Source organism: Cytobacillus sp. FSL R7-0696, from assembly GCF_038006865.1.
Lineage (GTDB): Bacteria > Bacillota > Bacilli > Bacillales > Cytobacillaceae > Cytobacillus > Cytobacillus kochii.
The window spans coordinates 1,486,022-1,505,339 of record NZ_JBBOWA010000001.1; the positions used below are offsets into that span (position 1 = coordinate 1,486,022).

Sequence of the window (19,318 nt, forward strand, 5' to 3'; positions counted from 1 at the left end):
TTTTAATGCCTTTTAACCTCGTTGACCGACCTAATGAGGAAACATCTTGAATCTTTAGCCATGGCCGGTAGTCTGTACCTGTTCCTGTACCACGACCTTCTTTGATCCATTTTTCCACTGTAGATGTTCTTTTTCTTTTGGACATAAAAACACCCCTTTAGACAATCATATCCAAAGGGGTAAAACGGTGCAACTTTTTTATAAACGGTTAATCCTTTTTTAAAACGGTCAAACTTTTTTATAAACAGTTAAACTTTATTTTAAAACTACAAATTCTAAAATCCAACAAAATCCTCTTATTCAACAGTTACCGACTTAGCCAAGTTTCTTGGTTTATCTACGTCACAGTCACGGTGCAGAGCAGCGTAATAAGAAATCAACTGCAATGGAATAACTGAAACAAGTGGTGAGAGCATTTCGTGTACTTCTGGGAGGACGAATGTGTCACCGTCTTGGTTTAGGCCTTTCATTGAGATGATGCATGGGTTAGCTCCACGTGCGACGACTTCTTTAACGTTGCCGCGGATGCTTAGGTTAACGCCTTCTTGTGTTGCCAGGGCGATGATTGGTGTACCGTCTTCGATCAGAGCAATGGTACCATGTTTGAGTTCTCCTCCAGCAAAACCTTCTGCTTGGATATAAGAGATTTCTTTTAGTTTTAATGCGCCTTCAAGTCCTACGTAGTAGTCAATACTCCGGCCGATGAAGAAGGCATTTCTTGTTGTTGATAGGAAGCTACGTGAGATGTCTTCGAAAGTTTCTTTTGAATCACATAGTGTTTCCATCGCATTTGCAACAATACCTAATTCTTGGACAAGGTTAAATTCTAATTCACGTCCTTTAGCAATCGCTGTGACCTCCGCTAAGATTGCTAATACCGCTACTTGGGCAGTGTATGCTTTTGTAGAAGCGACAGCAATTTCTGGTCCAGCATGTAATAAGAGCGTGTAGTCTGCTTCACGGGATAAGGTTGAGCCAGGGACATTTGTAATCGTTAATGCTGGGTGTCCCATTTCTTTCACACTAACTAATACCGCACGGCTATCAGCTGTTTCACCACTTTGTGAAATAAATATGAATAACGGTTTTTCTGATAGCAACGGTGTGTTATAAACAAATTCACTTGAGATATGCACTTCAACAGGAACTTTCGCTACTTTTTCAATATATTGCTTACCGACTAATCCAGCATGGTAAGACGTACCGGCAGCGATAATGTAGATACGATCCGCACTGTTCATTGCATCAAGAATCTCTCCATCAATCGCTAGCTCTCCTTGGTCATTCTGGTATTTCTGAATGATCTTACGAAGAACAAGTGGTTGCTCATCGATTTCTTTTAGCATGTAGTGAGGGTATGTTCCTTTTTCAATATCGCTTGCATCAAGTTCTGCTGTATAAGGTGCACGTTCAATTGTTTCCCCTTTAAGGTTTTTAATTGTTACACCATCTTTTGTCACCATTACCATTTCTTTATCCATGAGTTCTACATATTGATCTGTGATTTGAATCATTGCCATCGCATCAGAAGCCACGACATTGAATGCTTCTCCTAAACCAACTAATAATGGACTTTTGTTTTTCGCGACATAGATTGTGCTCTTGTCTTCATTATCTACAAGCGCAAAAGCGTAAGAGCCTTTAAGCTGTTGCAAAGTTTTGCGGAAAGCTTCTTCAGTGCTGAGTTCTTTAGCAAATTGATCAATCATTTGTACGATAACTTCAGTGTCTGTTTCACTTTTCAACTCTACACCTTGTAAAAATTCACGTTTCATCTGTTCATAGTTTTCAATCACACCGTTATGAACAAGTGTGTAACGACCTGAATTACTTTGATGAGGGTGTGCATTTTCTTGACTAGGTACACCATGTGTTGCCCAACGTGTATGACCGATTCCTGTATTCGCTAAAACTTTTTCGTCTACAATCGCACGAAGGTCAGCAATTCTGCCTTTTTCTTTAAAAACTTGCACGCCAGCTTCATTAACTACTGCAATACCTGCCGAATCATAGCCTCTATATTCTAGCTTTTCTAAGCCTTTTAATAAAATTTCCTTTGAATCTTGGTTACCAATATATCCAACAATACCGCACATACTTCTTCCTCCTAATGTAGAAGGGGCAAGAAGCCTTTAAGGGCGTACTTGCCCCTTATCTCCGTATTTTTTCAATGTGAAAGCAAGGCATGACATAGATGCCTTTACGTCCTTTATTTATGGCATTCATCTCTCTTTGTCCATTAGGTTACCCTAATGATTTAAAGACATGATTACGGTTGTGCTTTTCAACCGGGAGGTACCCGCCGATGCTTCGATAAACCTCCTCCTCGTCAACTAACCTTCCATATCCGTTCAAAGGTTAGCCCGGGCGCTTTAATTATGAAAATTGCTCTTCTAAACCACCTTTCTTTTTTATATACAAAAACATGATAAGCATAACCGATACGCTGTTGAAAGTCAACGAATAACCATCAATTAATAGGTATTTTTTACTATAAGTGGAAGTTCGCCATGCTTTTTTCATACATAAATAAAATATGCATAAGAAAACAGAAGCGTTCCCTTATGCATCAATATTACACGCTTATTTCAGTCCCATTTCTTCTTCTACAACAGCAGCAATACGGTTTACATATGCTTCACAAGCCTCTTCTGTAGCTGCTTCTGCCATGACGCGAACAAGCGGTTCAGTTCCTGAAGGACGGACAAGAATACGTCCATCACCATTCATTTCTTTTTCAACTTCACTAATAACAGCTTTAACCTTTTCATTATCTGTTACATGGTGTTTATCCGTTACTTTAATATTGACGAGCTTTTGTGGGAACTTCTGCATTTCTTTCGCAAGCTCTGAAAGTGATTTGTTTGTCACCTTCATAATGTTCACTAGTTGTAAACCAGAAAGGAGTCCGTCACCTGTCGTGATATGATCAAGGAAGATAATATGGCCAGATTGTTCGCCACCTAAACTATAACCACTCTTCTTCATTTCCTCTACAACATAGCGGTCACCGACTGCCGTTTGCACACTTTTCATCTCATTTGCTTCTAATCCCTTATAGAAACCGAGGTTGCTCATTACTGTAGAAACAACGGTATCCTCTTTAAGTCTACCTTGTTCTTTCAAGTACTTCGCACAAATGAACATGATTTGGTCTCCATCTACCACTTGCCCTTTTTCATCGATAGCTATTAAGCGATCACCATCACCATCAAAGGCAAGCCCTACATCTGCTCCTCTTTCTTTCACAAAAGCAGCTAAGGCTTCTGGATGTGTAGAGCCCACTTCCTCATTGATATTTAACCCATTGGGTGAAGCACCCATCATCGATAAATCAGCATCCAAGTCAGCAAATAAATGATTTGCTAAGAATGAAGTCGCTCCATGTGCACAATCTAAAGCGATATGAATGCCAGAAAAATCATCATCAACAGATTGCTTTAAGTATTGCAGATATTTCTGTCCGCCTTCAAAGTAATCATTCACTTGTCCAAGATCACCACCAACTGGTCGTGGTAGGGAATCATTCTCCATGTCCATTAGTTCTTCGATTTCATTTTCCTGTGCATCTGAAAGCTTGAAGCCATCTGGACCAAAAAACTTAATTCCATTATCCGCAACAGGATTATGGGAAGCAGATATCATTACGCCCGCTTCTGCATCTAATGCTTTCGTTAAATAAGCCACACCTGGAGTAGAAATAACGCCCAGTCGCATCACTTCTGCGCCGATAGAAAGAAGGCCTGCTACCAGTGCATTCTCAAGCATATGTCCTGAGATTCTTGTATCTCTCCCAATTAAAACTTTTGGGCGTTCTTGATCTTTTGTTAATACATATCCACCAAATCTACCTAGTTTAAAGGCTAACTCTGGCGTTAACTCACTATTTGCCACTCCGCGAACGCCATCCGTACCAAAATATTTTCCCATTATTAATCGCTCCTTCACTTTCCTCTGCTGTTCCATCTATTCTTTTTCTGTAATATTGATTGTTGCCGTCTCACTCTCAAGTTGGGACTCAACACCAGGAGGTGCGTCTAATTGAATATTCACCTCATGTTCTCCAGGATCAAGGCCAGATACATCTATAGATAGGGTAAAATCACCTTTACTTAAACTATTCATATCCTTTTCATTACCAGAAACCTTCAAGCTTGTCTCACCTTCATCAGGGCTTTGAAATGTCACATCATATTGGTCGTCTAAGCCTGTGATTGTTATCGGCATGCCTGAATAGGTTCGATTCACTGTTTGTTCATTTGCGGCTTGTTCCTGCTCTTGTTCTTGTACTTGTGATTCTTCTTCCTCACTGCTGCTATCTTCTGGTGCTTCTTGTTCCTTAACAGTCACATTGGCATTAACCGTCACTTCTTTAGGATCAACACTAGTAATTCCGTCAGAGATGATCACAGGTAATTTTATTTCCTGATCTTTATCGAGTTTGCTTAAATCGACCTCTACCCTAACCGTTTTTACATCATTTAGAACATTTTCTGGAGCAAAAATGGTTGCTTCTGTTTGGCTGAGTTTAAGAGAGTCTAACTCAACTCCCGAAGGAAGGCTCCCGGTTTCAACAATATCGATGGGCACCGTCTTACTTAAACGCTTCACATCGACCGAAACCTCCACCTCACCTGGATTTACATCTACATCTAATTTATTCATATTACGATCGAGCACATTAATCGCGGCTGTTTCTGTAAATGATTCCGTTATAGAACCTTTTGTATTAACAGTTGCTTTGACATAAGCAATCGATTCAATCACATTTTTGGCACCTGTTATTTTGACAGTACTAGGTTCAGCAAGTGCTGCTTCGGCCTTGTAACCTTCTTCAAGTAAACTATTGTTAAATTCTGCTTCCACATTGAACTCTTCAGTTACTTTTTCATCAATTGTTACATCTACAGTAGAAGGGTCAATTATATATTCAAGCTTATCGGATAGATCTTTAATCCCTACCTCTACTTCTTGTCGACCAATTTCTGCATCTGATAAGTCCACAAACACTTCAAAGTTCCGCTGTGCCTTCGCATTTTCCAAATGGCTCCTTGGGCCATCTAAAGTAACAGCCACTGTTTCTGGAAGTCCGGAAACGACAAGATTATCTGTATCATAGTAAGCTGTGAGCGGAACATTTTCAATGACAGCTGAGCCATCATCTCCAGGTACATTGATACTTCTATTATCGTTATTCGTATCATAAACCGAATCAAACAGGAGCAGAGCAATTAATAAAGCCACTACCTTCATAAACCATCTGGTATCAATGAGCTTATCAATATATTTATCCATTTTTCTTTCCCCTCCAGTTCCAAAGAGTGGAAGAAGATTGTTTTGATTTAGCTGAGTGAATAAGCTTCTCATTTAAAAGTTCTTTGAGCTGATCGAGTTTCAAATCGCGTGTAAGTTCACCATTTTTCGCTACAGATATTCCACCTGTCTCTTCAGACACAATAATGGTGATACTATCTGTTACTTCACTAATTCCCATCGCTGCTCTATGTCTAGTACCTAACTCTTTAGAGATAAAAGGACTTTCTGATAAAGGCAAGTAACATGCAGCAGCTGCAATTTGACTTTTCTGTATAATAACGGCGCCATCATGTAATGGTGTATTGGGAATAAAGATATTAATAAGTAATTCTGATGATATTTTGGAATGCAATGGAATACCAGTTTCAATATAGTCACCCATACCAGTTTCACGTTCAATCGAAATTAGCGCACCAATTCTCCGCTTAGCCATGTAGTCAACAGACTTTACAATTGCAGTAACTAATTGATCCTGATCCATCTCTTCTTGGTTGCCACTTCTAACGAAGAATTTACCCCTACCAAGCTGCTCTAGTGCACGACGCAACTCTGGTTGGAAGATAATAATAATGGCTAGTACCCCCCATAAGAGAACCTGTTCCATCATCCATCCTAAAGTTTGCAAATGAAGGATATCACTTAAAACCTTTACAATCAGAATAATAAATATCCCTTTGACTAATTGGACGGCTTTCGTCCCTTTAACAATCATAATTAATTTATATATAACGAACCAGACAAGGAGAATGTCTACTGTATTCGCTAAAAGCCTTAATAAAGGTAAATCTGTGAAAGATAAATCTAAAAGCGACATTTTCCTTCCTCCAAGTATTTATTTCCACCATTAAAATAGTCGTTTAACCTACTTATTATACCATATTTCTAATGAAATCCAATTTTCTAGTTATGTATACAATCGTGAACGTTATTAAAATATATCCTACATTTTTATTACTACATATGCAAAGATTAAGCGAATTATTAACAAATTATTACATATTCACACTTCTTTGAACAAAGGAAAAAGCCACCGCATTATAGCAGTGACCTATATTCCCTTACTCTTTTTCATCCTCTTGTGTAACAGTCGAGATTAAACTTTTACTTGTATTTTTAATGTGATACCATAACCATTCAAAAAGCTGGTCTACTTCTTTTATTTCTCCTGTGACGTTACCAGCGGAGGCTAAATATTGCTCACCATTAATGACCGTTGCATCCCCTTCGACTTCACCATTTATCTGCAAGTTCCCATTCTTAACAACAACATCTCCCTTGACCACTTCTCCTTCTGGGACAATGACCGTATCGTTCTCAATCACTAGATTAGATTGCTTGGAAACAGACAATGCACTTTCTTGATTCCAGGCAGATAGAACACTTCCAGACATTAAGATAAGAAAGAGCGATGCTGCAGCAAGCATTGGGTGCTTCCTGAGCCACCTTTGTGCACCTACTTTTTTCTTTTCCTTAGGCAGTCGTGCCATCACATTCTCAGTAAAACCTGCAGGCGCTTGGAAATGTGACGTACTCTGGACAAAGGCAATCGCTCGTTTTAGTTCATGAAAATGCATGCGGCATTCTTCACATTGCTCTATATGTGTTTTGAGTAATTGTTTATGCTCATCTGTTATTTCTTCATCTAAATATTCATGCATATATTCAATAATTTCTTCATTACATTTCACTGAAATCACCTTCTTATACGTAGCGTAATTGCTTTCTTAAAGCTTCTCTTCCCCTATGAATCCTCGTTTTTACAGTGCCTAATGGTAGATCTAAGGTCTCACTGATTTCATTCAAGGACAGTTCTTCAATGTACTTAAGCACGATGACCGATCGATATTTTTCCGGTAGCTTCGAAATTTCCATTTGTATGGTTTCCTGCAACTCCATTTTTTCTACATCTTCTTCAGGTAGTTTCGTACTCGCGGGAATTTGTGAGTACATATTTAAACCGTCTGTTCCTGCTACTTCCGCGTCCAAATAATAGTCAGGCTTTTTCTTCCTGATCCGGTCAATACATAGGTTTGTTGCAATGCGATATAACCATGTTGAGAACTTTAAGTTCGTATTGAAGCTTTGTATATTTACATATGCTCGTAAGAAAGCTTCTTGTGCAATATCTTCAGACTCATGTTGATTACCCAACATTCGATAACAGATATGATATACTCTGTCTTTGTATATTTCTACTATTTCAGCGTAAGCATCTTGATCTCCTTTTAATACTTGTTTAATTCTTTTCTTCACCAACAATTCCATCTATTTACCCCCGCTCTATGCGGCTTATCGATAATCATTTACGAATCGATAGCAAAAAGGTTTCACATATTTTTTATTAGGTTCCTATTCCTCCATAAGTACTTTGGTTATATAAGAGTTATCACATAATATTTTAACAAATTTTAACTAAAGTAGTTTAATTAATTTTCATACTGGGTATAAAGGATTTAAAACCAGTGTGTTGACGAAGGAAAAAAGACCTTCCCTTCAATATTTTTGCTCCAACGAACAAGAGACCATACATTTAAAGATTGTCTACGTGCTGGAATAAAATTTTCAAATGGAAAGGACAATGATCTCATGTATACGGAGGAACTATTAAAAGATATTGAAATCCACAGAGCTAAAATGGTTGAACTTGCTTCTATTTCTTCATTTTCAAACCACCAAGTTCTTAAAGCGAGCATTGAATTGGACAATCTAATTAATAGATACTATACATTAACATTAAAAAAAGAAGCTTGAGTCGATGCTCAAGCTTCTTTCACTTTATAGTAATTTTTCACCGAATAACGAGCCCATTAAGGCCACCGCTGCATCAGCTGTTTTATTTCTTTCATCTAATATTGGATTAACCTCAACAAATTCGGCCGAAGTAATCATTTGAGATTCTGCCAGTATTTCCATAGCAAGGTGGCTCTCTCGATAACTTATCCCCCCCATAACTGGTGTACCCACACCAGGTGCATCAGATGGATCAAGACCATCTAAATCTAGCGAAAGGTGAACACCATCTGTTCGGTCTTGTAAATAACTAATCGTCTCTTCCATTACCTTCGGCATCCCTAAGCGATCAATTTCATGCATCGTAAAGACTTTTATTCCCTTGGCTTTAATTAAATCCCTTTCTCCTTGGTCCAAAGACCTTGCTCCTATAATCACAACATTTTCAGGCTTTAACTTCTTATGGACTCCTCCTACCTCTAATAACAACGGATGCCCATACCCTAGAGCGACTGCTAAGGACATCCCATGAATATTACCGGAAGGCGAAGTTTCTGCTGTATTTAAGTCCCCGTGTGCATCGTACCAAATCACACCTAAGTTATGATAATGCTGTAATAAACCAGCTAATGTACCAATAGCGATACTATGATCCCCTCCTAAAACTAGAGGAAATGCTCCTTTTTTTACTACCCCATCAACTTGATCGGCTAAGATTTTAGTCTTTTCTGCAATTAAGTCCAAGTTTCTTAAACCTGTTTCCTTATCTATTTGTTCAGTCGACCTACCTATTTCAATATCACCTAAATCATCAACTTGGTGATTAAGTTGTTGTAATCTATTTTCAATGCCCGCATATCGAATGGCACTTGGCCCCATGTCTACCCCTCTTCGTAATTGTCCCAAGTCCATCGGCATACCAATAATCGAAATGTTTTTCATTTAGTTGCTCCCCCTACTAAAGAATGAATTCTCTCTCTATTGTAAACGGTTACATTCTGTTGGTTCAACTGTGCAAAATTTTGTATATCTATACAAAAAAAGGGCATTTATTGGGTTAATTACTGTGGTCAGGACCGTACAACACAAACGGAGAATGATATATTTCTTAACACAGCTTGCAATTACAAATCACCGAAAATAGATGCGCTTAGTTAAGTTAGAGAAATGGTACGAAGAAAGGCCATTTGATATCTCATACAAGAAGTATGTATACACTTTTGATGATTTATATGTAATGTGAGTAATTTCGATGGATCGCCGCAAAATTTGGGTTTTTCCTTATGTTTGAACTCATGGAGAAAAATACAAGATAACAAATAAAAATCCTTAAACATAAATGTTTAAGGATTAAGTGAGCCATGAAGGACTCGAACCTTCGACCCTCTGATTAAAAGTCAGATGCTCTACCAACTGAGCTAATGGCTCGAAAATGGCTGGGCTAGCAGGGATCGAACCTGCGAATGACGGAATCAAAATCCGTTGCCTTACCGCTTGGCTATAGCCCATCGTATGTAAAAAAACAAAATAAAAAGGACTAATTATATTATGTCCGCTTTTTGGATTTTCATTCAAATAAAATTGAAATGGTGGAGGGGGGCAGATTCGAACTGCCGAACCCGAAGGAGCGGATTTACAGTCCGCCGCGTTTAGCCACTTCGCTACCCCTCCGACATAAATATATTAAAATGGTGCCGGCCAGAGGACTTGAACCCCCAACCTACTGATTACAAGTCAGTTGCTCTACCAATTGAGCTAGGCCGGCCCATCTATAGTAAATTGAAATGGTGGAGGATGACGGGATCGAACCGCCGACCCTCTGCTTGTAAGGCAGATGCTCTCCCAGCTGAGCTAATCCTCCAAAATGGTGACCCCTACGGGATTCGAACCCGTGTTACCGCCGTGAAAGGGCGGTGTCTTAACCGCTTGACCAAGGGGCCAAAAATATTTAAAGTTCTTACCAGAGCTTCCAACCGGGCTCGAACCGGTGACCTCTTCCTTACCATGGAAGTGCTCTACCTGCTGAGCTATGGAAGCATCAGCTAAATATCTTTGATTTTGTTTAAAATGGCTCCGCAGGTAGGATTCGAACCTACGACCGTTCGGTTAACAGCCGAATGCTCTACCACTGAGCTACTGCGGAATAATATGATAATATGTATGCCCGGCAACGTCCTACTCTCACAAGGGGACAGCCCCTAACTACCATCGGCGCTGAGAAGCTTAACTTCCGTGTTCGGTATGGGAACGGGTGTGACCTTCTCGCTATCGCCACCGGACTTATTAAAGACATTTATTATTATAACGTCTTTTATGAAAATTTCAAGAGAAATTTTAAATCATTCTCTGAAAACTAGGTAATGTTGAAGAAGATATTTATTGAGTAATCGCCTGTTTGGTTAAGTCCTCGATCGATTAGTATTAGTCAGCTGCATGTGTCGCCACACTTCCACCTCTAACCTATCAACCTGATCATCTTTCAGGGATCTTACTAGCTTGCGCTATGGGAAATCTCATCTCGAGGGGGGCTTCATGCTTAGATGCTTTCAGCACTTATCCCTTCCGCACATAGCTACCCAGCGATGCCTTTGGCAAGACAACTGGTACACCAGCGGTGCGTCCATCCCGGTCCTCTCGTACTAAGGACAGCTCCTCTCAAATTTCCTGCGCCCACGACGGATAGGGACCGAACTGTCTCACGACGTTCTGAACCCAGCTCGCGTACCGCTTTAATGGGCGAACAGCCCAACCCTTGGGACCGACTACAGCCCCAGGATGCGATGAGCCGACATCGAGGTGCCAAACCTCCCCGTCGATGTGGACTCTTGGGGGAGATAAGCCTGTTATCCCCGGGGTAGCTTTTATCCGTTGAGCGATGGCCCTTCCATGCGGAACCACCGGATCACTAAGCCCGACTTTCGTCCCTGCTCGACTTGTAGGTCTCGCAGTCAAGCTCCCTTGTGCCTTTACACTCTACGAATGATTTCCAACCATTCTGAGGGAACCTTTGGGCGCCTCCGTTACTCTTTAGGAGGCGACCGCCCCAGTCAAACTGCCCACCTGACACTGTCTCCCATCCCGATAAGGGATGTGGGTTAGAATTTCAATACAGCCAGGGTAGTATCCCACCGACGCCTCCACCGAAGCTAGCGCTCCGGCTTCTAAGGCTCCTACCTATCCTGTACAAGCTGTACCAAAATTCAATATCAGGCTACAGTAAAGCTCCACGGGGTCTTTCCGTCCTGTCGCGGGTAACCTGCATCTTCACAGGTACTATAATTTCACCGAGTCTCTCGTTGAGACAGTGCCCAGATCGTTACGCCTTTCGTGCGGGTCGGAACTTACCCGACAAGGAATTTCGCTACCTTAGGACCGTTATAGTTACGGCCGCCGTTTACTGGGGCTTCGATTCAAAGCTTCGCGTGAGCTAACCTCTCCTCTTAACCTTCCAGCACCGGGCAGGCGTCAGCCCCTATACTTCGCCTTGCGGCTTCGCAGAGACCTGTGTTTTTGCTAAACAGTCGCCTGGGCCTATTCACTGCGGCTCATCAAGGCTTTAACACCCTAATGAGCACCCCTTCTCCCGAAGTTACGGGGTCATTTTGCCGAGTTCCTTAACGAGAGTTCTCTCGCTCACCTTAGGATTCTCTCCTCGCCTACCTGTGTCGGTTTGCGGTACGGGCACCTTATTCCTCGCTAGAGGCTTTTCTTGGCAGTGTGGAATCAAGAACTTCGGTACTAAATTTCCCTCGCTATCACAGCTCAAGGTATGTGACCATGGGATTTGCCTCATGGTCCCTCTAACTGCTTAGACGCACATCCAATCGTGCGCTTACCCTATCCTCCTGCGTCCCCCCATCACTCAAACAGAATACGGTGGTACAGGAATATCAACCTGTTGTCCATCGCCTACGCTTTTCAGCCTCGGCTTAGGTCCCGACTAACCCTGAGCGGACGAGCCTTCCTCAGGAAACCTTAGGCATTCGGTGGATGGGATTCTCACCCATCTTTCGCTACTCATACCGGCATTCTCACTTCTAAGCGCTCCACCAGTCCTTACGGTCTAGCTTCAACGCCCTTAGAACGCTCTCCTACCACTGAACATCAACGATGTTCAATCCACAGCTTCGGTGATACGTTTAGCCCCGGTACATTTTCGGCGCGGAGTCACTCGACCAGTGAGCTATTACGCACTCTTTAAATGGTGGCTGCTTCTAAGCCAACATCCTGGTTGTCTAAGCAACTCCACATCCTTTTCCACTTAACGTATACTTTGGGACCTTAGCTGGTGGTCTGGGCTGTTTCCCTCTTGACTACGGATCTTATCACTCGCAGTCTGACTCCCATGGATAAATCTTTGGCATTCGGAGTTTGTCTGAATTCGGTAACCCGATGAGGGCCCCTAGTCCAAACAGTGCTCTACCTCCAAGATTCTTACGCATGAGGCTAGCCCTAAAGCTATTTCGGAGAGAACCAGCTATCTCCAAGTTCGATTGGAATTTCTCCGCTACCCACACCTCATCCCCGCACTTTTCAACGTACGTGGGTTCGGGCCTCCATCCAGTGTTACCTGGACTTCACCCTGGACATGGGTAGATCACCTGGTTTCGGGTCTACGACCACATACTCATTCGCCCTATTCAGACTCGCTTTCGCTACGGCTCCGTCTGTCCAACTTAACCTCGCATGTAATCGTAACTCGCCGGTTCATTCTACAAAAGGCACGCTATCACCCATTAACGGGCTCTAACTACTTGTAGGCACACGGTTTCAGGATCTCTTTCACTCCCCTTCCGGGGTGCTTTTCACCTTTCCCTCACGGTACTGGTTCACTATCGGTCACTAGGGAGTATTTAGCCTTGGGAGATGGTCCTCCCTGCTTCCGACGGGATTTCTCGTGTCCCGCCGTACTCAGGATCCACTCTGGAGGGAACGAAGTTTCAACTACAGGGCTTTTACCTCCTATGGCGGGCCTTTCCAGACCTCTTCGTCTATCTCGTTCCTTTGTAACTCCGTATAGAATGTCCTACAACCCCAAGAGGCAAGCCTCTTGGTTTGGGCTAATCCCGTTTCGCTCGCCGCTACTCAGGGAATCGCGTTTGCTTTCTCTTCCTCCGGGTACTTAGATGTTTCAGTTCCCCGGGTCTGCCTTCCATACCCTATGTATTCAGGTATGGATCCTATCCCATAACGGATAGGGGGTTTCCCCATTCGGAAATCTCCGGATCAAAGCTTACTTACAGCTCCCCGAAGCATATCGGTGTTAGTCCCGTCCTTCATCGGCTCCTAGTGCCAAGGCATTCACCGTGCGCCCTTATTAACTTAACCATTGTTCGGCTTGCGATAAGCTACGCATTTCGGCGTCAGCTCACTCGTCAACATCCTCATGTGCACAAGACGCACACTCCGGTGTTTCCTCGCTCGCTTCCTTGAACTGCTTGCTTCTCACAACCCTCACGGTTGTGTTTTTTAAAAAAAGTTTAGTATCTTAAATCAATCTATAATAATAGAGAGAAAAAATAACTAAGGTGGCGATTACTCGGTAATCTTCTTCATTACATTATCTAGTTTTCAAAGAACGATTGAATTGAGAGATTATACTCTCAAAACTGAACGAACAGTCTAACATCAAGTTAATTCCGTATATTCCTTAGAAAGGAGGTGATCCAGCCGCACCTTCCGATACGGCTACCTTGTTACGACTTCACCCCAATCATCTGTCCCACCTTAGGCGGCTGGCTCCAAAAGGTTACCCCACCGACTTCGGGTGTTACAAACTCTCGTGGTGTGACGGGCGGTGTGTACAAGGCCCGGGAACGTATTCACCGCGGCATGCTGATCCGCGATTACTAGCGATTCCGGCTTCATGTAGGCGAGTTGCAGCCTACAATCCGAACTGAGAATGGTTTTATGGGATTGGCTAAACCTCGCGGTCTTGCAGCCCTTTGTACCATCCATTGTAGCACGTGTGTAGCCCAGGTCATAAGGGGCATGATGATTTGACGTCATCCCCACCTTCCTCCGGTTTGTCACCGGCAGTCACCTTAGAGTGCCCAACTGAATGCTGGCAACTAAGATCAAGGGTTGCGCTCGTTGCGGGACTTAACCCAACATCTCACGACACGAGCTGACGACAACCATGCACCACCTGTCACTCTGTCCCCCGAAGGGGAAAGTCCTATCTCTAGGATTGTCAGAGGATGTCAAGACCTGGTAAGGTTCTTCGCGTTGCTTCGAATTAAACCACATGCTCCACCGCTTGTGCGGGCCCCCGTCAATTCCTTTGAGTTTCAACCTTGCGGTCGTACTCCCCAGGCGGAGTGCTTAATGCGTTTGCTGCAGCACTAAAGGGCGGAAACCCTCTAACACTTAGCACTCATCGTTTACGGCGTGGACTACCAGGGTATCTAATCCTGTTTGCTCCCCACGCTTTCGCGCCTCAGCGTCAGTTACAGACCAGAAAGTCGCCTTCGCCACTGGTGTTCCTCCAAATCTCTACGCATTTCACCGCTACACTTGGAATTCCACTTTCCTCTTCTGCACTCAAGTTCCCCAGTTTCCAATGACCCTCCACGGTTGAGCCGTGGGCTTTCACATCAGACTTAAGGAACCGCCTGCGCGCGCTTTACGCCCAATAATTCCGGACAACGCTTGCCACCTACGTATTACCGCGGCTGCTGGCACGTAGTTAGCCGTGGCTTTCTGGTTAGGTACCGTCAAGGTACCGGCAGTTACTCCGATACTTGTTCTTCCCTAACAACAGAGTTTTACGATCCGAAAACCTTCATCACTCACGCGGCGTTGCTCCGTCAGACTTTCGTCCATTGCGGAAGATTCCCTACTGCTGCCTCCCGTAGGAGTCTGGGCCGTGTCTCAGTCCCAGTGTGGCCGATCACCCTCTCAGGTCGGCTACGCATCGTCGCCTTGGTGAGCCGTTACCTCACCAACTAGCTAATGCGCCGCGGGCCCATCTGTAAGTGATAGCAGAACCATCTTTCAATCTAATTATATGTATAAATAGATATTATCCGGTATTAGCCCCGGTTTCCCGGAGTTATCCCAGTCTTACAGGCAGGTTGCCCACGTGTTACTCACCCGTCCGCCGCTAATCTTTGGGAGCAAGCTCCCTCAGATTCGCTCGACTTGCATGTATTAGGCACGCCGCCAGCGTTCGTCCTGAGCCAGGATCAAACTCTCCAATAAAGTGTTTGATTAGCTCGTTTGCACCTATGGTGCTTTGTTGCTGATAAATCAGCTTTTTTAGAATTACGCTTGACGTTTTACGTTCGTTCAGTTTTCAAAGAACAATCTCGTTCGCTTCAGAAGCGACTTTATTAATTTAACATTTAAGCTCGTTTTTGTCAACAACTTTTTTGTTTTTTTATTAAAAACTTTTTAATAGTTGATGTCACTAACGACTGCTTTAATATAATAACACCATATCTTTTAAAACGTCAATGACTTTTTTTCATTTTTTTATTCTTTTTTTCATTTAACTTATAATGAGCATATTCATCTGCTGGAACAACCCTTTTGAATAAGCTTAAAAGAATCTCATACTTCTCTTTCATTGCAACTTTAACAACATCTGCAATTCGCTCATCTTCTAAATCGAACAATATTTCGTCCATCTCTCTCTTTAATAAATATTCAATTTCTTGTTGCTCTTTTCCATTTAGTAATAACCCGATCAACGATTGTTCCACCCTCTCTTTGACAAGCTATCACTATATTACCCATCCCCACTCTTTTTATAATGATAAATTCATCATGTTTTTAATTTTTTTGCATAGATATAGGACAAGGATGTATTGGGACGAGGTGAATAAGAATGAAATTCTTTTATGTATTTCATGCAAAAAGATTAAAACAATTGACTTTAATTTTGGTAGCAGCATTTTTCACAGCAATGTTTATGTTTATGGAAACAACGATTCATTTACCTGTTTTTTCTACAAAAGACGCACCAAAGGCATTATATAAAGGGGAGAAAGGAGTAGCTCTCACTTTTAATATTGGTTGGGGAGATGAAAAGGCGGAGCCTATTTTAGACTTATTAAAGAAAGAAAAAGTCACTTCTGCTACATTTTTCTTATCAGGCTCATGGGCTGAGAGCCACCCTGATATTGTCGAACGAATTGCTAAATCTGGATATGAAATCGGTATACTTGGTTATAATTACGAAGACTATACAGAGCTAGAAGAAGATAAAATCAGACAAGATTTAGCTAGAGCACAAACCGCGTTTGCTAAGTTAAATATTAAGGATATTAAATATGTGAGGCCTCCAACTGGTCACTTTGATAAAAAGACCTTAGCAGCAGCAAAACAATTAGGCTATACAGTTGTGCATTGGAGTTTAGATTCTAAAGACTGGACAAATCCAGGTACAGATAAAATTATTCAAAAAGTACTCGAAGCTGAAAATGGAGAAATCGTATTGATGCATGCATCTGATTCAGTGAAACAAACATCCAAAGCATTGCCCTCTATTTTAAACGGGTTCAAAAAGGAACAGCTTGAGCTAGTAACCATTTCAGAAATGATGGCCAATGCCAATGCAACGGCAGAAGAAATTAATTAAACAGCAAAAAGTCGTCTGGTTAAACAGACGACTTTTTTGCTTCCAATCTTTCTCTTTGACGGGCAGATTCTGCATTATATTTTGGTAACACGAGTAATTGATAAGCATTACAAATGATTAAAGGTAGAACCATTAACCATAACCAGCTTTCTTCGTTTACTCTTAATACCGGCACCCATTCAATCGTTGTCACGACCACCATAAAGAACAACGCTGGCACAAAAGCATGTTTATTCGTAGTGATTACTTTCAAGGCCGCAATAATTACACCGGCTATTAAAACAAAACCTGCAAGTCCTAAATAAGGAAGAATACTATCTCCTGCATCCGCAAAAGCTTTATAACGGAAGTACACTAAATCAAATAGCACAAATAAAACCAACACAATTTGCACAGCATTCCATAATTGATGAGACTTAAAAATACCCAACCCAAAACGATGGACTGTTAAATATGCGAAAAATCCCATTTGACTAATAATACTAAAAATTAAACCGACACCGAATAACCAAAAAAGAACAGATAGTATTTCCAACCCATCAAAATTGGTAAATAAATGAGAAAATTCATCCCAACGCACGACAAAACCAATAACCCCTGTTGCAACGCCACCGACAAGTAATGTGGTTATAAAAAATTTGATCCAAGCACGGCTAGTCAATTCCTTTTCCCCCATAACGTTATTATCACTTAATGATTGTACCAAATCTTTACTTGAAAAATCTAGGCAATCCGCAATTTACGCATAATATTGACCGATTTTCTTCATTCTATTAGTACGGGATATTTATTTTAGGAGGCAGTTTAACATGAAAAAAAGCCTTTTTATTATTCCATTGCTCCTCATTCTAACCTTAACAGCATGTTCGCAATCAGGTAGTGAGCACATGGACTATGATCAAACAAAGAAAATGATTGTAGATATACTAAAAACGGATGACGGAAAACAAGCATTACAAGACTTAATGGCTGATGAAAAAATAAAACAGCAACTAGTGATGGACCAAAATATGGTGACAGAGACAATCGAGAGTACTCTGACATCTGAAAAAGGCACAGAGTTTTGGAAAAAGTCATTTGAAGACCCAGCGTTTGCTGAAACAATGGCTAAAAGCATGAAATCAGAGAATGAGGAGTTACTCAAGGACTTAATGAAGGATCCAGATTATCAAAAAATGATGATGGACATTCTAAAGGATCCTGAAATGGAGAAAAAATTAACAGAAGTGATGAAAAGCCAAGAATTTAGAGCTCATTTGCAAACAGTCATTACTGAAACCTTTGAAAGCCCGCTCTTTAAGGCAAAATTACAGGACGTTCTTATGAAAGCGGCCGAAGAATCACAATCAGGTAAATCAGGTAAAGAAGGTGGCGGCAGTAGTAGCGAAGGTGGTGGTGGTGAACAAGGCGGTGAAGGAGAAGGCGGCCAAGATAGTGGCGGCCAAGAAGGTTCTGGAGAAGAATAAAAATATAAAAAGCATTTGGACTTAACATCCAAATGCTTTCTTATTATGCTTTTTCAATTACTTGTTGTGCAATTTCTGTATAGATTTTTCCTAAACGATGATCTGCGTCGTAAATAGATGGTGCGAAATCTTCTTCGCTCCAATCAGGCTGTTGCAGTGGTAATTGACCAATTACCTCTGTTCTTAGTTCTTCTGCCAGTTTTTCTCCGCCACCATGACCGAAGACATACTCTTTTTCACCTGTAACTTTACTTTCAAAGAAAGCCATGTTTTCAATTACACCTAAGATTTCATGTTCAGTACGAATAGCCATCGCACCAGCACGAGCGGCAACAAAAGCTGCCGTAGGGTGAGGCGTAGTTACGATGATTTCCTTACATGATGGAAGCATTGTATGAACATCTAGCGCCACATCACCTGTTCCTGGTGGTAAATCTAATAGAAGATAATCAAGATCTCCCCACTCTACTTCATTAAAGAAGCTATTAAGCATTTTACCAAGCATTGGACCTCTCCAAATAATTGGTGCATTATCTTCTACAAAGAAGCCCATAGAAATAACCTTAACACCAAAACGTTCAACAGGAATTATGCGCTCACCTCTTACTACAGGACGCTTCATAATACCCATCATATCAGGGACACTGAACCCATAAATATCTGCATCTACTAGACCGACTTTCTTTCCTTGCCTAGCAAGAGCGACAGCCATATTGACAGATACTGTTGATTTCCCAACGCCGCCTTTGCCACTAGCAATAGCAATAAATTTCGTTTTACTATTCGCTGATAGTAGACCCTTATCTTCTTCAGGCATTGCTTGTCTATGTTTTTCTAGTGTTTCAGCCGGTAGTTCATTAAAACGGATACCCACGGATTCTGCACCCGCTGCTTTAATTCGATTCACAATCTCCGTTTGCAATTGTAATTGTTCAGCTGTTGCAGTCTTGGCGATCAATATTTTCACACTGACGTGAGCCTTCTCCTCTTTTACTTTAATCTCTTCAATCGCTTGAAGTTCCCCGAGTGTTTTATGTAAAAAAGGTTCTTGTAAGCCCTCAATGGCTTCTCTTACTTTTTGTTCAGTAATCATCTATCCTACACCCCTTTAAAATCGTTTCTTCATTAGAATAACTCTAATTGTCATTCTAACACATATTAGAATATCAGTCTTTATACAATGCCTAAAATATCTTAAAGATCTATTTGTATAAATGTTTAT

Annotated in this window: 13 protein-coding genes, 8 tRNA genes, 3 rRNA genes and 1 pseudogene; 3 read left to right on the forward strand and 22 right to left on the reverse strand. The window is 41.6% G+C overall.

Annotated features, from left to right (window positions below):
* Positions 1-2: 2 nt before the first annotated feature.
* From MKX29_RS07795 to sigW, 7 genes and pseudogenes are all read right to left on the reverse strand, one after another.
* Positions 3-145: pseudogene (locus MKX29_RS07795) on the reverse strand (hypothetical protein).
* A gap of 151 nt (positions 146-296) precedes the next feature.
* Complete coding sequence (gene glmS / locus MKX29_RS07800) at positions 297-2,096, reverse strand: glutamine--fructose-6-phosphate transaminase (isomerizing) (RefSeq protein WP_341104954.1); 1,800 nt, start codon at positions 2,094-2,096, stop codon at positions 297-299.
* A 487-nt stretch (positions 2,097-2,583) separates the two neighbouring features.
* The gene (glmM, locus tag MKX29_RS07805) at positions 2,584-3,930 is read right to left on the reverse strand and encodes a phosphoglucosamine mutase (RefSeq protein ID WP_251163618.1); all 1,347 of its coding nucleotides are present in this window, start codon (positions 3,928-3,930) and stop codon (positions 2,584-2,586) included.
* 36 nt (positions 3,931-3,966) lie between these two features.
* Positions 3,967-5,295 carry a CdaR family protein gene (locus tag MKX29_RS07810; RefSeq protein WP_251163617.1) on the reverse strand — a complete coding sequence of 443 codons (1,329 nt, stop codon included), beginning with the start codon at positions 5,293-5,295 and terminating at the stop codon, positions 3,967-3,969.
* Positions 5,288-6,130 (reverse strand): diadenylate cyclase CdaA, encoded by an 843-nt coding sequence (cdaA, locus tag MKX29_RS07815; RefSeq protein ID WP_095371070.1) that lies wholly within the window; start codon positions 6,128-6,130, stop codon positions 5,288-5,290. The genes MKX29_RS07810 and cdaA overlap by 8 nt, the downstream gene beginning before the upstream one ends.
* A gap of 244 nt (positions 6,131-6,374) precedes the next feature.
* Entirely contained in the window at positions 6,375-7,004 is a 630-nt protein-coding gene (locus tag MKX29_RS07820) for an anti-sigma factor family protein (protein ID WP_095371071.1), read from the reverse strand.
* 13 nt (positions 7,005-7,017) lie between these two features.
* Entirely contained in the window at positions 7,018-7,581 is a 564-nt protein-coding gene (gene sigW / locus MKX29_RS07825) for an RNA polymerase sigma factor SigW (RefSeq protein ID WP_095371072.1), read from the reverse strand.
* A gap of 321 nt (positions 7,582-7,902) precedes the next feature.
* Here sigW and MKX29_RS07830 point away from each other — a divergent pair, with 321 nt between their 5' ends.
* Positions 7,903-8,067, forward strand: coding sequence for an aspartyl-phosphate phosphatase Spo0E family protein (locus MKX29_RS07830; protein ID WP_095371073.1), 165 nt, complete (start codon positions 7,903-7,905; stop codon positions 8,065-8,067).
* 24 nt (positions 8,068-8,091) lie between these two features.
* Here the strand turns inward: MKX29_RS07830 and rocF are convergent, their stop codons facing one another.
* The 13 genes from rocF to MKX29_RS07895 form a co-directional block, all read right to left on the reverse strand.
* Positions 8,092-8,988 carry an arginase gene (rocF, locus tag MKX29_RS07835; protein WP_224938864.1) on the reverse strand — a complete coding sequence of 299 codons (897 nt, stop codon included), beginning with the start codon at positions 8,986-8,988 and terminating at the stop codon, positions 8,092-8,094.
* A gap of 413 nt (positions 8,989-9,401) precedes the next feature.
* A tRNA-Lys gene (locus MKX29_RS07840) sits at positions 9,402-9,474 on the reverse strand.
* A gap of 5 nt (positions 9,475-9,479) precedes the next feature.
* Positions 9,480-9,554 (reverse strand) — tRNA-Gln (locus MKX29_RS07845).
* 79 nt (positions 9,555-9,633) lie between these two features.
* A tRNA-Tyr gene (locus MKX29_RS07850) sits at positions 9,634-9,717 on the reverse strand.
* A gap of 18 nt (positions 9,718-9,735) precedes the next feature.
* A tRNA-Thr gene (locus tag MKX29_RS07855) sits at positions 9,736-9,811 on the reverse strand.
* 20 nt (positions 9,812-9,831) lie between these two features.
* Positions 9,832-9,907 (reverse strand) — tRNA-Val (locus tag MKX29_RS07860).
* Between the two features lie 4 nt (positions 9,908-9,911).
* Positions 9,912-9,986: transfer RNA gene (locus MKX29_RS07865), tRNA-Glu, on the reverse strand.
* 24 nt (positions 9,987-10,010) lie between these two features.
* Positions 10,011-10,083: transfer RNA gene (locus tag MKX29_RS07870), tRNA-Thr, on the reverse strand.
* 31 nt (positions 10,084-10,114) lie between these two features.
* Positions 10,115-10,189 (reverse strand) — tRNA-Asn (locus tag MKX29_RS07875).
* Between the two features lie 19 nt (positions 10,190-10,208).
* Positions 10,209-10,325 (reverse strand): 5S ribosomal RNA (rrf, locus tag MKX29_RS07880).
* A 116-nt stretch (positions 10,326-10,441) separates the two neighbouring features.
* Positions 10,442-13,374: ribosomal RNA gene (locus MKX29_RS07885) — 23S ribosomal RNA — on the reverse strand.
* A gap of 326 nt (positions 13,375-13,700) precedes the next feature.
* Positions 13,701-15,249: ribosomal RNA gene (locus MKX29_RS07890) — 16S ribosomal RNA — on the reverse strand.
* The 16S, 23S and 5S rRNA genes sit together here with 8 tRNA genes alongside, the layout of an rRNA operon.
* 251 nt (positions 15,250-15,500) lie before the next feature.
* The gene (locus tag MKX29_RS07895; protein WP_251163220.1) at positions 15,501-15,740 is read right to left on the reverse strand and encodes a hypothetical protein; all 240 of its coding nucleotides are present in this window, start codon (positions 15,738-15,740) and stop codon (positions 15,501-15,503) included.
* A 137-nt stretch (positions 15,741-15,877) separates the two neighbouring features.
* Between MKX29_RS07895 and pdaB the strand changes: the two genes are divergently transcribed.
* Positions 15,878-16,630, forward strand: coding sequence for a polysaccharide deacetylase family sporulation protein PdaB (pdaB, locus tag MKX29_RS07900; protein ID WP_224938749.1), 753 nt, complete (start codon positions 15,878-15,880; stop codon positions 16,628-16,630).
* A 19-nt stretch (positions 16,631-16,649) separates the two neighbouring features.
* Here the strand turns inward: pdaB and MKX29_RS07905 are convergent, their stop codons facing one another.
* On the reverse strand, positions 16,650-17,291 hold the full coding sequence (locus tag MKX29_RS07905; RefSeq protein ID WP_251163218.1) for a KinB-signaling pathway activation protein: 642 nt from the start codon (positions 17,289-17,291) through the stop codon (positions 16,650-16,652).
* A 148-nt stretch (positions 17,292-17,439) separates the two neighbouring features.
* Here MKX29_RS07905 and gerD point away from each other — a divergent pair, with 148 nt between their 5' ends.
* On the forward strand, positions 17,440-18,096 hold the full coding sequence (gene gerD, locus MKX29_RS07910) for a spore germination lipoprotein GerD (protein ID WP_289432583.1): 657 nt from the start codon (positions 17,440-17,442) through the stop codon (positions 18,094-18,096).
* A 43-nt stretch (positions 18,097-18,139) separates the two neighbouring features.
* Here the strand turns inward: gerD and MKX29_RS07915 are convergent, their stop codons facing one another.
* Positions 18,140-19,189: an Mrp/NBP35 family ATP-binding protein gene (locus MKX29_RS07915; protein WP_224938746.1), complete on the reverse strand. Its 1,050-nt coding sequence runs from the start codon at positions 19,187-19,189 to the stop codon at positions 18,140-18,142.
* Between the last annotated feature and the right edge of the window lie 129 nt (positions 19,190-19,318).